11 protein-coding genes are annotated in these 14,823 nt (G+C 67.4%); 4 read left to right on the top strand and 7 right to left on the bottom strand.

Annotation, left to right across the window (positions count from 1 at the left end):
- The 3 genes from ABZ861_RS25630 to ABZ861_RS25620 are packed head-to-tail and all read left to right on the top strand — an operon-like array spanning position 1 to position 3,159.
- Positions 1-597: a toxin gene (locus ABZ861_RS25630; RefSeq protein ID WP_361634375.1), complete on the top strand. Its 597-nt coding sequence runs from the start codon at positions 1-3 to the stop codon at positions 595-597.
- Positions 594-1,778, top strand: coding sequence for an MAB_1171c family putative transporter (locus ABZ861_RS25625; RefSeq protein WP_361634372.1), 1,185 nt, complete (start codon positions 594-596; stop codon positions 1,776-1,778). The genes ABZ861_RS25630 and ABZ861_RS25625 overlap by 4 nt, the downstream gene beginning before the upstream one ends.
- On the top strand, positions 1,771-3,159 hold the full coding sequence (locus ABZ861_RS25620; RefSeq protein WP_361634369.1) for an FAD-dependent monooxygenase: 1,389 nt from the start codon (positions 1,771-1,773) through the stop codon (positions 3,157-3,159). The genes ABZ861_RS25625 and ABZ861_RS25620 overlap by 8 nt, the downstream gene beginning before the upstream one ends.
- Before the next feature lie 213 nt (positions 3,160-3,372).
- On the opposite strand, the gene ABZ861_RS25615 is transcribed toward ABZ861_RS25620, so the two are convergent.
- Complete coding sequence (locus ABZ861_RS25615) at positions 3,373-5,244, bottom strand: helix-turn-helix domain-containing protein (RefSeq protein ID WP_361634366.1); 1,872 nt, start codon at positions 5,242-5,244, stop codon at positions 3,373-3,375.
- Positions 5,245-5,538: 294 nt separating this feature from the next.
- On the opposite strand from ABZ861_RS25615, the gene ABZ861_RS25610 reads away from it, so the two are divergent.
- Positions 5,539-5,709: a hypothetical protein gene (locus tag ABZ861_RS25610; protein ID WP_361634363.1), complete on the top strand. Its 171-nt coding sequence runs from the start codon at positions 5,539-5,541 to the stop codon at positions 5,707-5,709.
- 1,139 nt (positions 5,710-6,848) lie between these two features.
- On the opposite strand, the gene ABZ861_RS25605 is transcribed toward ABZ861_RS25610, so the two are convergent.
- The 6 genes from ABZ861_RS25605 to ABZ861_RS25580 form a co-directional block, all read right to left on the bottom strand.
- Positions 6,849-11,192, bottom strand: coding sequence for a hypothetical protein (locus ABZ861_RS25605; RefSeq protein WP_361634360.1), 4,344 nt, complete (start codon positions 11,190-11,192; stop codon positions 6,849-6,851).
- Positions 11,193-11,333: 141 nt separating this feature from the next.
- Complete coding sequence (locus ABZ861_RS25600; RefSeq protein ID WP_361634357.1) at positions 11,334-11,837, bottom strand: hypothetical protein; 504 nt, start codon at positions 11,835-11,837, stop codon at positions 11,334-11,336.
- A gap of 55 nt (positions 11,838-11,892) precedes the next feature.
- Entirely contained in the window at positions 11,893-12,147 is a 255-nt protein-coding gene (locus ABZ861_RS25595) for a hypothetical protein (protein WP_361634354.1), read from the bottom strand.
- Positions 12,144-12,584, bottom strand: coding sequence for a hypothetical protein (locus ABZ861_RS25590; protein WP_361634351.1), 441 nt, complete (start codon positions 12,582-12,584; stop codon positions 12,144-12,146). Before ABZ861_RS25590 ends, ABZ861_RS25595 begins: the two co-directional genes overlap by 4 nt.
- A 547-nt stretch (positions 12,585-13,131) precedes the next feature.
- A complete protein-coding gene (locus ABZ861_RS25585; RefSeq protein WP_361634348.1) occupies positions 13,132-13,395 on the bottom strand; it encodes a hypothetical protein in 264 nt (87 codons plus the stop codon).
- 236 nt (positions 13,396-13,631) lie between these two features.
- Positions 13,632-14,567 carry a hypothetical protein gene (locus tag ABZ861_RS25580; protein ID WP_361634345.1) on the bottom strand — a complete coding sequence of 312 codons (936 nt, stop codon included), beginning with the start codon at positions 14,565-14,567 and terminating at the stop codon, positions 13,632-13,634.
- Between the last annotated feature and the right edge of the window lie 256 nt (positions 14,568-14,823).

Below are 14,823 nucleotides of genomic sequence, written 5' to 3'. Positions count from 1 at the left end.
ATGAAGGGCCTGCTCGCCGCGTTAGGGCGCGAAGTGGGCCAGGCCATCCAACGCCCGGCCACGCCCGAAGTGGTCATGCGAGAGTTCTGCCGCGCCATGAGCGTGCGCACGGGCCGTGCGGTCTGTCTGATCTTCCGCCCGTTCCCGGCCGACATACCGGTCTCCGGGCTGCGGATGGACCTGGGGGATCAGTCCCTGATCGTGGTCGAGGAGCACACAGTGCCCGAGGCCCAGCTGGTCATCCTCGGGCACGAACTGTGGCACGAAGAGCAAGGCGAGTGCGGCCACCACGTCTCCGGGGCGTCGACCGCCGCCCGCTCACTGACCTCCGAGGGGAATCCCCAGGAAATCCAGCGCGTAGCCGCTCAGATTCTGGCGGCCGAGGAGGTTCCCCACGACGCAGTCCGGGCGGTCGCCGCGCGAGCCGAGTCCGTCGACGACCGCGAGATCGACGCCGAGACCTTCGGCCTGCTGTTCGGTCACGAGGTGCGCACCTGGATGACGGGACGTCACGCACAGAACCCCGTCACCGCGGCCACTGTGGAGGGACGCCTCCACCTCTCGCTCCTCAACCGGGACGGAGGGATACTGCGTTGAGTCATCTCCGCATCCCCTACCTCATACCGACCGTCCTGCTCGCCGTAGCTCTCGTGCTGAAGGGGCCCACGGTCGTACGAGCGTGGCGCGACCCCGATGTGCGAGCGACGACTCTGCTGCTCACCTGGGCCACCGCTGTCATGGTGGTCATCACCCCGATCAACATCGAGCGGCTCAACGCATGGAGCAAGATCCCGAACTTATCGGCGCCCTGGGCCTACTCCTTCCTCACCGCCTTCTGCGCCACCGCCCTGACCATGATCATGCGGTGGAGAGAGGAACCCTCCGAGCGTCGTCGGCGACGGATGATCCGGATCTACTGGATCTACGGGGGAATCATCGCCGGCCTGTGGGCCACGTTCTTCCTGGCCGACGCCTCGGAGATCCGCATCTACGACCTGGACACCTACTACGCGAACACGCCGTGGATGCGCGAGCACATCCTGCTCTACCTCGTCGCGCACATGGTGTCCGGCCTCGTCGCGGTCTCGATGCTGCGGCAGTGGTCCCCCGAGGTGACCCACCGCTGGCTGAAAGCCGGCGTGGTCTGCCTGCAGGTCGGCTTCGGCAGCGGCCTGTTCTTCGACGCCGCCAAGCTCGTCGCCGTCGTCGCCCGCTGGACGGGCCACGACCTCGACGTCCTCAGCACCAACGCTGCGCCTCCCTTCGCGATGATGGAGGGGATCATGGTCGCCTGCGGTTTCATCGTCCCGCAGGCGGGCCCCATCGTGCAGAGATGGGGGCGCGATCGGCGCGACTTCTGGTGCCTGCGCCCCCTGTGGCGCGCCCTCCGCGTCACCAAAGCGTCCGCGGCCACCGCCCGGTTCGGCCTGTGGACCCCGTTGAGCCTGCGGCTGATGCAACGCCAGCAGCGCATCCACGACGCACTGCGCCTGCTCGGCCCGTACTTCGACCAAGACCTCTACCGCAGGGCGTACACGTCCGCCGCCCTCGGGCACGCCGAGGACAGGGCCCGCGGCATCGCCGGCGCGCTGGCCCTCCAGGCCGCCGTGAGCGCGTACGAGACGAACACGCTGACCACCACCGGCGACCAGACCACTCCGGGCGGAGGCGAAGTCGCCGCGCACATCGACGCGGTGGCCCGCGCCCTGCACCGTCCACGCCTGCTCGAGCGCGTCCACCGCCAGATGACCCGACCAGAAAGCGCCGCACATGCCTGACAGACGCCCCACCGCCATAGTCGTAGGCGCCAGCGCCGCCGGGCTCTTCGCCGCCACGGCCCTCGCCGAGTTCGCCGACGTCACCGTCCTCGAACGGCACAGCCTGCCCGACGCCCCCCAGCCCCGCCGCGGCGTGCCCCAGGCCCACCACGCTCACCTGGTGTGGAGCGGCGGCGTGAAGGCCCTCGAAGAGCTTCTGCCCGGCGTCGTCGACGAGGTCGTCGCCCGCGGCGGACGCCTCGCGCACATCATGGGCGACATGGTCTCCCGCGCCCCGAACGAAGTCTGGTTCAGGCGCTTCACCAGCACACCCCACCGCAACCTGGTGTGCTCGCGCGCCCTACTGGACCACGTGCTGAGCGGACGGGTCCTCGACGACCCGCGCATCACCCTGAGCGAGGAGACCGCCGTCCTCGGCCTGGAGGGGACCGCCCAGGCGGTGTCCGGGGTGCACGTCCGCGTAGGAGGCGTCGAGAAGACCGTCCGCGCCGACCTGGTCGTCGACGCCTCCGGGCGCGGCACCCGCGCACCGGGCTGGCTGCGCGACCTCGGGCTGCCCGCCGTCCCCGAACGCCAGGTCGACGCCGGAGTCGTCTACGCCACCCGCCTGTTCAGGGCGCCCGCCGGCGCCGCGGCCGCGGACTTCCCGCTCGTCAACGTGCAGGCGAACCCGACCAAGGCGCCCGGACGAGGCGGCATCATCCTGCCCATAGAGAACGACCAGTGGATCGTCACTCTGTCCGGCACCCGCGGCGGCGAACCCCCCTCAGATCCGGACCAGTTCGCCGCCTTCGCGCTCGCCCTCGGCCACCGGGTCATCGGTGAGCTGATCGCCGGCGCCGAGCCCTTGGGCGACGTCGCCGTCTCCCGTTCCACCGCCAACACCCGGCGCTACTGGGAGAAGCTGCCCGCCTGGCCCGACGGATTCATCGCTCTGGGCGACGCCGTCGCCGGCTACAACCCCGTCTACGGCCACGGCCTCACCGTGGCCGCGCAGTGCGCCCTGGCCGTGCGCGCCGTCCTGCGCTCCACCTCGCTCACCACCCCTGGCGCCGCCCGGCGCATTCAACGCGCGGCCGCTCGCCCCGTCGGCGCGGCATGGGACCTCGCCGTCGGTCAGGACGCTCTCTATCCAGGAGCCGGCGACACCCCGCCCACCGCCCTCGAGAGGCTCTTGGCCCGCTACGTCGACCGCTGCGTGGAGACCGGCGCCGCCAACCCCCGAGCCCTGCACGCCCTCCTCGACGTCATGAGCCTCGAACGCCCACCGACCCGCCTGTTCTCACTCGACATGCTCTGGCCCATGCTCGTCTGCCGCAAGAAGCAGCCACTCGACGGCCCTCCGCTCACGGAGCAAGAACGCAAGATCGCCCTCGGCTGAGCCAGGACGCGCAGGCAGTCCGAGGCGAGGGAGCGGAGCCGCTGCTCGCGCTCCGAGCCTCGGGCTGCGGACCTGAACTGCTACGGCGATGCGCCCACGCCAGCGGAGAAAGACGGGCGGCTAAGCTCTCGTCGTCGTCCGGCCAGACGCTGGGCAGCAGCGGCCCCGGCGACGGTCGCCGCGGAGCGACCTCCGCAGCGGGCGGCGACAGGGCTACGCCCGGCGAGCGTCCGCCGGCCGCGCGTCCGTCAGCAGCGGCGTGCCCGAGAACAGATGGACGGCAACGTAGACGTCGGCGATGCCGATGACGTCGGTGTCGCCGACGCGCGTGACGTCAATCGAGGCTTCCATACCGAGCAGCCTCGCGGCCCTGACCGTGCGCGCCCGCACCGTGGAGAGGGACAGATCCAGCGCCTGAGCGGTGTCCCTGACCGAGAGGTCTTTCTCCAGCCACACGCGGACGGTCGCCAGCACACCGGGGTAGTCCGAGAGCAGCGCTCGGAGCCGTTGACGCGCCCATTCCGCGACGTCCAGGCCCGTCAAGAGGTCGGCGAGGGCCACATGCTGACCGCCGTCGACGGCATCCGACGGTGCCGACGGTGCGGGCAGCGCGAGGACCTGGAGCGCCAAGAGCACCACCACACGGTCGTTGAGCCGGTCCAGGTCGAGACCGAGCAGGGAGGCGGCCCGGTCGAGTCGACGGCGCAACGTGTTGCGATGGATCCGCAGCGCCTTGGCCGCCTCGGTCCTCTGGAACGCCAGGCCGATGGGCAGGGAGCGCAGCAGCGTCGCGTGTGTCGGCGTCAGAAGCGGCGCGAGGAGCGACGCCGCCCAAGCCCGGGCCTCGCGCCGAGGCAGCAGCGCGGCGAGCTTCTGCTCCGCACCGACGCTGATTCGCTCCGGCGAGCGAGCCGCGGCGCGGACCGCCTCCGCCGCCTCGGCGTGCCCGGCGCCGCTGGCCGCCAGCTCGTGCGGCGCGCTCCCGCCCATGAGCAGCCAGGCGCGGCTGCCGACGATCGTCCGCAGAGCAGGCTCGACGTCGGCGTCCCGCCGCCTCGGCGTGATCACCATGATCTGCTGATCCTTGCCTGGACACGGGGACACCAGGGCCCGCCCGTGCAGTGCCCGCTCGCACAGAGCCAGCGTCGGCTCGCGTCGCTGGTCGCCCGTGTCGATGACCCGAACCACGACCTCGTCGGTTTCCATCAGATTCCGGGAGATCGCACCCGCGACGGCCTGCCCCATGGCGACATGTCCGGCGAGCAGGAGTTGGGCGGCCGCCTGGCTGACCGCACGGGGCGCCAGGACGGCTGCGCAGTGCTCCTGCTGGGCCTGCTCGCACAGGCCCAGCACCTTGGCCGCGTGTTGGATCAGCCTGCCGGATGTCTCGTCAACCGGCCGGCGAGAGGAGACTTCCAGCACGGTCGCGTCGGCCGTGCCGTGTATCTGCACCCTGCGCTGGTGGAGACCGTCGGCGGACTGGGTCCCGAGGGTCGCTTCACTGCTGCCGTTCGGAGAGCAGGCCAAGGTCCCTCGGTCAGTGGATTTCAGCACCACGACCGCGTCGAGGGCCGCCGCCAGCCAGTCCACGATGCGCTCGATCGAGCGCGTATTGGCGAACTGACTAGGCAACGAGCTCAACAGGCCGTCGAGCCGCTCGACATGCCGTTCCGCCGATCGTGCTCGCTGCTGCTGCAGACGCTCGTTGACTCCACCCCACTGCTGGCCTGCGGTGGTGATGAGGAGAGGGATCTGCAGTCGCTCGGCTCGGGCGCGGACGCGGAGAGGGACGCGGGGCGCCGGACCGAACGCCTGCATCACGAGGCCGCTGGCCCCGCACTCCCCCAGGTAGCGCACCATCTGTTCCAGGGCCGCCGAACCGGGCTCGTCGAGGCCCCCGGTCAAGCCGACCAGGGCCAGCGTCCCCGGGGTGAGGCGGGTCCTCGGCGCGCTCGCGGGCTGGATCAGGGGCATCTCCGCGATTTCGGTCACCCTGGCATGCGCGTAGATCCGGGCGTGTGCAGGTAGCAGGAAGCGCAGCTGCAGCTCTGCTCGCTCGTTGACCAGATAGCCAAGGGTCGGCATCCTTCCTCCGTTATCCCTCGGCGTCACGAGGCGGAGCGCCCGCGGTCTCTCGACGCGCGCTGCCGGCGGGTTGGGCGGCGAGGCAGCGTGCGGGACCCGCCGGGTGCTCCGGATAGGGGTGGCACCCGGCTGACCGGGCGGGAGGACTCACTGCCATGACTCTCCAGGGGTGCGTGGTGCAGTCCAGGGCGCACGAGATCACGGATGACGGCCGTTTCGGACCTGTCCGCACGCAGATCTTGCTACGCCCTCCGGCCGCATGTCAACGAACGTTCGATGGTGGGTTAACTTTCGTTGACGCACGGCCGCCTCGACGACATCGCCGCGGAGATCGAGCGCGTCCGGGAGCGGGCCTTCGACCAAGCCGTCCGCCTCGCCGAGGCGACCGGCGACAACGGCGTGGTCCGCCGGTACCTGGGCCTGCCCGAAGCCGACCCCGTGCATCAGGCCCCTGATCATGAGTGACGCCACTGGCGCGCAGAAGGGCTCCAGCAGCAACGGGTCCCCGGCGCTCCCCCCTCGCTGCTCCTGAGCACTTTCAGAGTGGCCACCGATGGAGTGACGGTGGAGAGGCCCGCAACGCACGAGGCGCCCGCGCCGTCGAGGGAGGTGTTCGAAGTCCCAACTCAGCAGCACAGGCGCCTCGTTGGTTCCTTATCCTGCCGCACTCGACCCGCCTCATGCGCTGGTCGAGTGGGTCGCCATGCTCATCGCGAGACCGACCCGGATTACGTCCTGCTCGATGGAACGCTCGCCGAGTGCGACCGGGTGGGCGACGGCCGGGCCGACTACTCCCACAAGCACCGCCGCCTCGTCCCGAAATTCAGGACTGACTTCCTGCGCTTTTGTGCCACGTGCTCTCTCCGTCGTTCTGGACGTCGATCCTATGGGGACCGCTGCCCGAGAACCTCAGAATGCCTCAGGTTATCTGACATCGACTCAGCCTTCCGCTAGATCTCCGAGGGACAGGACGGTTTCGCTACTTGTTGGGACGCTGCCAGCGGATGAACCAGATCAACTATTTCCCCGGAGACTCAGCTACAGCCTATGGGGGTGATCATCCGACTGAAGCTCGACGGAATCGTTTCTGGAAGGTCGTCCCGCTCCCCAGGCACGTCCCTGTGTTACTGGTTTGCGCGAAGTTCGAGTGCAATCCGCGTCGCTGAAGAAAGGATTGCAGACGCGTACACGAGGGGAAATGGGAAGTGCGACGGGAGAATCCAGAGACAAGCGGCGACCGCCGCCACGGCAGAAACCGAGGCGACAGCGGACTTCTCGTGGTGACGGAACAGGAACCAGGGGAGGACGATCAGGCAAATTGTGCCAAGTAGTTTGAATCCTGCTGTAGGTGACCCAAGCAGCCAGAATATCGCTATTTCCACATACCGAAGAGACAAGAAGCAGGAAATTGCGGTGGCACATATCAAGGCTGCTGTGAGACCCTCCTTGAACGATCTCCGCCGTACGCCGAACACAGTTCCGCACACGGCGCTCGCGGCCGCGGATGCCGCGTACAAGTAGCTCGGCACCAGTTCATCCCTTCGCATGGGCGTGCGGGGTGGCCTTCCGTGTTGGCTTCCCGGAAGGCCACCTGGCACTATGGACTATCGACTGTAGTTCGGGTCAGGGATCTTGCCTGGTGCGTTGCAGAAGTGAGCGGTTGACGGGTCTGTGCCCGCGTCGTCGATCGCTCCGATATTCCAGGGATTTCCTCCGTGACCACTGGTGATGTTGCACGAAGCATACGGGTGCTTCGACTGATCGGGGTCAGCGGGAGGCGGGGGGATGTCGGGGCCGCTGAAGTGGTAAAAATCGCCTGTCGTCACGGGGGCGCTGGATCCGGTGTAGGAGCCGTTCAGATCGATTGCCTTGCCGTTGCGGTAAAGGTACTGGTTTGGCATGAAACTGGAGCGCAGGACGGGGGCTCCGCTGACCTTCTTGATGGTGCCGTCGGTGCAGGTCTTGAAGTCGAGTTCCTGCCAGATGGGCGGTGCGGATCCGAAGATGGATCCTGTGAGCCCCGGCTTGAAGAAGGTGTTCCGGATCTCCTGGGCCATCAGCGCGACGGGGTTGTCGGACGATCCGGTGTCGCTCGACACTCGCGACACCCAGTCGGCCACCTCGCCGGTGAGGTAGTCGTCGGCCAGGGCCGTGCGGTAGCCGATGGATCCGCCGGCGGTGTGCATCACCGCGACGCAGGTGCCGTTGTCGCCGGTGACGACGTTGTCGTTGTCGTCGGTGATGACCGGCTTCACGCCGATCGACTTGTAGGCCCGCCCGGGAAGGATCCCGTCGGTGGTGGTGGACGTGGTGGTCGACTTGCCGTTGTGGACGTTCAGGTCCTTCGCGACGTAGTCCAGGTCCGGTGGCGCGGTGCCGTAGTCCTGCTGAAGCGCCGCGATGAACTCGCGCACGAAGTCCGGCATGTGGGTGTCGGCGGTGCGGTCGTCGTACGTCACGCTCTCGCTGCCGTTGATGATCTTTCCGTCGCTGGCCTTCACAAAGGAGACGGTCGCCTTGTCGTCCATCTTGTAGGCGGCGTCGTCCGTACCGAACCAGGAGGGCTTGCTGCCGTCGGTGGGGCGCTTGGCAACAGGGTTGGAGTAGTGCATCCACTCGGGGATGCTGTGCCCGACGGGGTGATCTGTGGTGCTGGTCCCCGATTTCTTCACTTCGTCGTTCCACCGGACCATGGCGGCCTTCGTCTCCGGCTTGACGCAGGTCGGGGATACTCCGTCGACGCAGGTCGGCAGATCGATGATGTCCTGCGACTTCGTGAGTGCCCAGTCGTAGAGGTCCTGCCGAGACTTCAGCGGCGTGTTGAACATCTGGCTCTCGGGCCTGACGTCGATGTTCTGGTCCTCGTCGAAGTACGCGTCGGCCTCGATGCTGTCCGAGACGTAGGTGCCGTTGACGGGCTGGAAGGCGACGGCGCCGAAGGCGATGTCGGCGCCGGCGGTGCCGTCGGACGGGTAGTTCGACAGGTTGACGCTCGGCGTGCCGGTGAACTTGTAGGCGCCCAGGGACACCCATTTGCCGTTGTTGGCGTTCTGGTCGACGTAACGGTCGTACGGTCCGCCGAGAGCGCCATGGATCACGTAGTGCGCGTTTTTGGTCTGCGCTCCGGTGTCGGGGACGTGCACCCAGACCTGGGCGAGGTCCAGGCTCTCGCCGAGCGTCCAGGTCCCGTCGATGTCCATCGGGCCGCCCTCGCCGCCGAGATGGTCGTCATCGCGGGTGTGGGTGTACCAGAAGTGGCCGCCGTAGCCGCCGCCGATCTGGTGCAGGTCCGCCTTCGCCTCGTAGTGGGTGCCCAGGGTGTCCGGATAGAAGGTGAACTGGAAGGTGCCGGATGAGGTGGCCTGTCCGCAGTCGCCCCATGTTTCGGTGCCGTTGGCGACGGAGGCTACGACGTGGGAGCCGGTGGGCGCGCCGCTGCAGACCGGTGTGCCGTTCTTCAGGCGGTAGCCGCGCCCAGGTTCCGAGATCAGTGTCTGGTACTTGATGAGCTCGTGCCCGCAGTCGTTGTCGCAGTTGGTCTTCCAGGTGGCGTTGGGCTTGTTCCACCAGTACTGCGCGTAGCAGCTCTCCGTCCCGCAGTCGGGCGGGGTGCTCGGGTCGCAGTTGTTGTTGCTGTTGCAGAACGTGCTCAGCGGCGGCGAGACCTGGCTGCGTTGGCCGGTGCTGGTCCACCAGGCGGGCCGGAAGCCGGCTGAGGAGAATCCGGACTCGCCCTTCCAGTCCTGGCGTCCGTCGGTGCTGTAGGAGTAGCCGGTGTCGATGGACCAAGCGGCCCAGCCCATCACCTTTTCCTCATACGGCCAGTCCTGCGGGTGCGCCGCGTCGTGGTTGGCCTCGGTGCCGTCCACGTCCGTGTCCATGAACGGGTGGCCCCAGGACTTTTCGTAGATGGGGTTGGCCGGGTTGTTGTACCAGCCCAGGCCCCAGTGCCCGTCGTGTTGCGATGCGGCGGAGGGCGGGTTGAAGCCGAGGTTGTAGTTCCACACCGCGGTGAACCAGTTCTCCACCCGGGAGGGGTCGTCGTTATTGACCGTGACCGTCTGCCCAGCGGTGTGCACCTCGTTCCACTTGTCGGCGAGGATCTTCATGGAGGCTGCGATGTTCGTCGCGTAGTCGACGGCGACAGCCTTCTGCAGGGCCGGCGACAGGCCCTTCTCGCCGCTCTTCTCGTGCCCGGCCAGACGCATGCCGTCGGTGACCTGTCCGACGCCGTAACCGCAGTCTGACTTGTCCCAGTTGATGTTCCAGTAGGCATCGGGGTAGCTTGAGTCGGCCTGGTGGCCGTAGTAGCCGTCCACGGCGGCGAGGGGGCTGCCCATCTGCCCGGGGATGGCACCGGACTCGGCCTGCCACAGGTTGGATTCCTGCGCCATGATGCCGAGCATGACGTTGGCCGGGATTCGGGCGTTGCTCGCGCCAGTCAGGGTGGGCGGCGAGAACAGACCCTGCGGGTCGATGGCACCTAGGCCCGTCTGGTTGCGGTAGCCGCCCTGGCGGAGGTAGCTCGCGCGCAGGTCACCGCGTACGGCCATGTCGACGGCCCACTCGACCTGGTTGGGGGTGGGCTGCAATGCCTGCGCGTTCACGTCGTTGCGGGAGACGGAGCACCAGCGGTCGGGATCCGTCGGATCGTGCGACACGTTGGCCGTCACTGCGGTCCGCATCAGATGCGTGTGAGCACCCGGGTCCGAGCCTGACGTGCCGGCGGCGGTCAGAGCCGGCGAGAGCCGGTCCTTGCCGGCGGCCTTGATGGTCTTCGTGACCGTCTGGCTGAGCTTCTCACCGGTAGTGGTGACGGTGGAGGTCACCGTCAGTGGCGCATCCGCGGCCTGCCTCCCCGTGGCTTGTGCCGGGCTGTCCTTCACGGAGGGCTCGGCGCCGGTGAAGCCGTTGCCTGCGTTCGTGACCCGGTCGACGCCCGCCCGCACACCCGAGGTGAGGACCGGATCGACGGCGAGCCGGCCCTGGCTGGAGACGTCCCGGTCGGCCGGGGCGTCGATGCGGGTTATCTGGTGGCCTTCGGTGCGGGGAGTGCCGGCCACATGTCCGGTGAGGAAGATCTGCGCGGATCCGCCGCGCTTGAGGTCGAGGTCGCCGAGCTTGCCGGTAGCGACCGTGTCCGGCGTGCCGCGCCCCGCCCACACTCGGGCGCGAGCCTTCGTGCTGCCGTCACGTTCGACGAAGGCGATCTTCCCGTCCTTGGTCGGGTGAATGTCGAACGGCAGACCACCCGCCGTGAGCAGGTTTTCGACCTTGCCGGAGCGGTCGAGATGGACCAGGTGGCGGCCCAGGGCGGCGACCGCGCCGTCCCTGACGGGGACGGCGCTGGTGACTTCGCCCTTCGTCGCGGCCGTAGCGACGGTCTGCCCGGCCAAGTTCACGCTCACCACGCGGGTCCTGGTGTCTGCCGGGTCGTTCATGTCGCGGAACGCGGTAAACGCGGCGGTGTGCGTATCCGGGTTGCAGGACGGGTCGAAGTACGCCAGGGACGCCGTGAACGGCAGCTTCACCACCTTGCCGGTGGTGAGATTCACGATCGCGGCGAACGCGCCGCCTTGCATCAGGTCGGGCTTGTTCGTGAAGCTGCGCGGCGCGTACACGACGGCTGCGTGGTCGTGGTCCATGACGCACTGGTTGCCGATCCAGGAGTCTGCGGGCATGCCCGGTTCACTCAGGACGGCGGCGGTTTTCCAGGTGTACGCCTGGGCGCTGTCGGCGACCAGGAGCTTCAGGCCGTCGGTGTCGGCAGCGGCCGTCACCGCTCGGTCTTTGCTGGTCTTCCAGCCCTTACCGAGCTTCTTGTCCGGATCCGGGACCTGGCCGGGCGGTGTCGTCGTGGCGTGGCGCGGTGCTGGCTTGGCCTGGGGCGCCGCGAGGGCGGGTGCGGTCTGTACAGCACCGCCTGCCAGTGCCGCGCAGGCCAGCACTGCGGCCCATTGCGCGCGTGTTCGTCTTCTGGGTCTCAAGAGAGAGTTTCCCCGTTCCCGTTGAAGTTCCGTGCCCTTGTGGGCACGACTCGGCCCACCCAGCACGGTCTTGAGGACCTGAGCTGGGCGGGAGCTCGGTGTTCAGCTGGTGGCGTCCAGGACCGCGCGGACGACTGCCTTGGCGGTCTTTGGTCGGTGTGTCTGCTCGGCAGCGGTGACGGCTACGGCCAGGTCTCCGCGATAGGCGGTGAACCAGCCCGTGATGGGCTGGTCGCTGTCGCCGAACTGGTCGGCGACGCCTCCGAACGCGGCACCGTCGACACCGGCGGTCTGGGCATAGGACTGCATCAGCGTTCGCAGATCGTCCGCGACCTGACGGGGGAGCGGTCGGCGAGCGGCGGCTGGCGTCTTCCCGCTGGTCTTCGGGGCGACCAACAGGGGCTGCCGGAACAATCCGCTCTGGACGGTTGCGGTGAGGGACGCGAGGTTGAGGGTGTCGAGGCGGACCTCGCCTCGGCCGATGGTGGCGGCGGCCTTGTCTGCGCCGTCCAGCTCGGGTAGGGCGCCGTCGGCGGTGGTGGTGACTCCCGTTTGCCAGTCCAGACCGAGTCCCCATGTGGAGAGGGCTGTAGCCCTGAAGGTCACGGGGCCGTCGGCAGTGTGCTGAGGTAGGCCGTACCGTCCGTGCCTTGACGCAGGTTCATCGCAGTGAGCTTGCCCTCGCGACGACCGCCTTCTCGCCGTGCAGGTAAGTCTGCGCCTCGGCGTCGGTGTCGCCAGTCCGGTCGATGTAGCTGACCATGCCGTCACTGGTGACACGGATGTCGTACGGGGCGTGTCTGGTAGCGGCGAGCTTGGCCGTCCTCCCCATGTGGTCGACATGAACGAGCTGGCTTCCAGCGGCTGCGATCACACCGTCCTTGGTGGGCACAGCAGAGGTGATCTCGCCGTTCACGGTGGTGTCCGCGAGGGGGAAGCCCTTGGCATGCACAGTGGCCAGGCGCGTTTTTGCGTCTCGGAGCGCAGTGAAGACCGCGGTATGCGTGCCGGGGCTACACGTGGGGTCGAAGTAGGCGAGCGATGCCGTGAGGGCAATTTGGTGACGCTGCCGTCATCGAGGTTCACGATCGCCGTGAACGCGCCGCCCATCATCAGGTCCGACTTGTCGGCGAAGGTCCGGGGAGCGTAGGCGACGGCAGCGCGATGGTCGTCCATGACGCACTGGTTGCCGATCCATGTGCCGGCCGGGAGTTGAGGCTCCCTCAGGACCGTGACCGTCCGCCAGGTATAGCCGGTGTCGCTGTCGGCGACCAGAAGACGGAGTCCGTCACTGTCGGCTGCCGTGGTCACGGCGCGGTCGGCAGAGGTCTTCCAGCCCTTCCCCAGGACCATGTCGCGATCTTTGAGTGGAACGGCCGACGACGCGGCTCTCGGCTCTGGGATGCGAGCCTGCCGCTGTGCCGAGCCCTCGTGCGGTTTCGGTACCGTCGCCTGTGCCGCGCTAACGGTAAAGTGGGAGGCCGTCAACGCGGTTGCCTCAGTGACAACCACAGCAGATAAACGTCGCTTGCGTCTCTCTCGTAACTGAGAGTGCATGATGTGACGGTTTTCCTTTTCAGTAGACTTCCGATCGGCTGATGCCGATCTCGGCTTCTGAGGAATGCCCTGCGGGAGTAGTCGACGCGCCGTTTGAAAGAACCGTTCCTGACACGCGCAGCCGTTGCCAGCGCCGCTCTAGTACGTTGCGGCTGCACGTTGAATTGGCGTCAATTGCAGCGGTGAGCACAGAAATGTGAACCTGATGACGGCACGCCAACCTCGGCGCCTCGCTACGCGCAGGCCGTGACTGGCGTCGTGGCCGGTCGGCGCTCTCTGGAGGGGCCGAGGCTCGCCGGCCAATAGAATTCGCACTGACCTTCTGTCAGAGACGCTTCCTCTTCTACTTTCGGTCGACGATAGGAGTGAACTTATCGACGTAAATCTTCGGATTCTGCGGAACGGGTCCCATGGCATCCGAGCCGATCACCGCGACAGCTCGTCCGGTTTTTCCCGGAGGGACATCTTGAAGCCAGAACCGGTTGTACGCGGTCCAGCCCTGACCGTCGGCGATGCTGATCTGGACCGAGTACGTCGTTTTCCGCCTATAGCTGTTGGCTACCGCGATCTCGGTACGCACACCGCTGTCTTCCGGCGTGGCACGCACGACGAGGTCTCCGTACTCCAAGACGCGCGTGCGGCCTTCGGAGTGCACCGTAGGCACAGGCGAGGGACGCACCTGCGGAGTGCTCGGATCCGCGCTCGAAGTAGCCGGCCGTTGCGATGCGGGAGCCCTGTCAGGGGCGCTCGCCGTGCATCCGCCGGCCAGCGCACACGCCGTCATCATGCATAGTGCCCTGACCAGGCTCGATCCGGACACCACTGACACCACTGCATCAGTCTTCACCGGGCGGAAGCCGCCGTTTCCTTGCGCGCGGCAGTTAGCTGCTCACCGTGCTGCTCCTCGATTCCGGTCAGCCGGCTCTTGTTGTCGGCGATCTGCCTGTCCTGGATCGCCGACTCGACACCGAACCACGTCTTCACCAGGTCCGTCTGCTTCTTGCAGTCGATGTCGTCGACCGCCAGAGCGATGGAATCCTGCGACGGCTGCCCGCCGTCCGTGACACCCTGGTCCATCGCCTTGTAGGGATCGGCGAGTCCCTTGTGGCCCTTCCCGTCCATGCACGAAGACCACGCGGCCATCGCCTTGACGACCTTGTCGTCCTTCCTGGACTGCACCAGGCTGTCCCCGGCGAGCTGTGCCACGAGGGTCGGTTCGGCTTCCTTCGTGCCGAGCTGTTCCTTGGACCAGCCGATGCAGCCGCCCGTCTTCAGCTTCTTTCCGTCGTACTCCGCTCGGGCGGGCTTCGTGCCCCGGCTGGGGACAGGCGCCTGTCCCGTCTTGACTCCCTTGCGGACCTCGGGCAGTTCGGGCTTGGTGTGGCCGGTCAGGACCTCGACCTCGACACCGGACAGGTCCGGCAGAGTCTGCCGGGTGTGCTCCTGCAGCGCCGGCGGCAGCTCGTAGCCGTACTTCTCCGCCTCGGCCCGGTCGGTGATGCCGTAACGGCGTTCGATGTTGGCGTCGTTGTCACTGGGAGGCGGGTTGGCGCCCGCCAGTGGAAGCGTCAGGTCGATGCCATAGTCCTTCATGCAGGACTGCTGAAGATCATCGGCGGCCTGCTCGACGACGACCTGATCCGCGTAGGAGGACATGTACGTCTCCAGTGGAAGGGTCAGGCCCTTCACCAGACCACTGGTCGGGGTCTTCGCAGGCCAGTTCTCCTTGTTCACAATCGGTTTGCCGTCGGCCGCGTTCTTCGCGGTGTCCGCGGCCATGCCAGAGGAACAGGCGCTGACCAGAAAAGCTGAAGCGGTTAAGGCTGCTGCGACGGCCGTCCGTTTGACGTGCTTCACGAGGTGATTTCCTCTCAAGAGAAGTGGGAGGACGCGTTGTTGTTCTTCAAGGCGGAGATCAGGTCGGTGAGAGTACAGTCGGCGTAAGGGTCTCTCTTCGCGAAGTACTGAGATGCGCCGCCGTAGTCGGAGTTGTAGTACACGCGATAGTTGTCGGAGTCGGCGCAGTTCTGCACGG

The organism is Streptomyces sp. NPDC046985 (assembly GCF_040644415.1).
Classification (GTDB): Bacteria; Actinomycetota; Actinomycetes; order Streptomycetales; family Streptomycetaceae; genus Streptomyces.
This window is presented reverse-complemented; position numbering and strand designations above follow the sequence as displayed.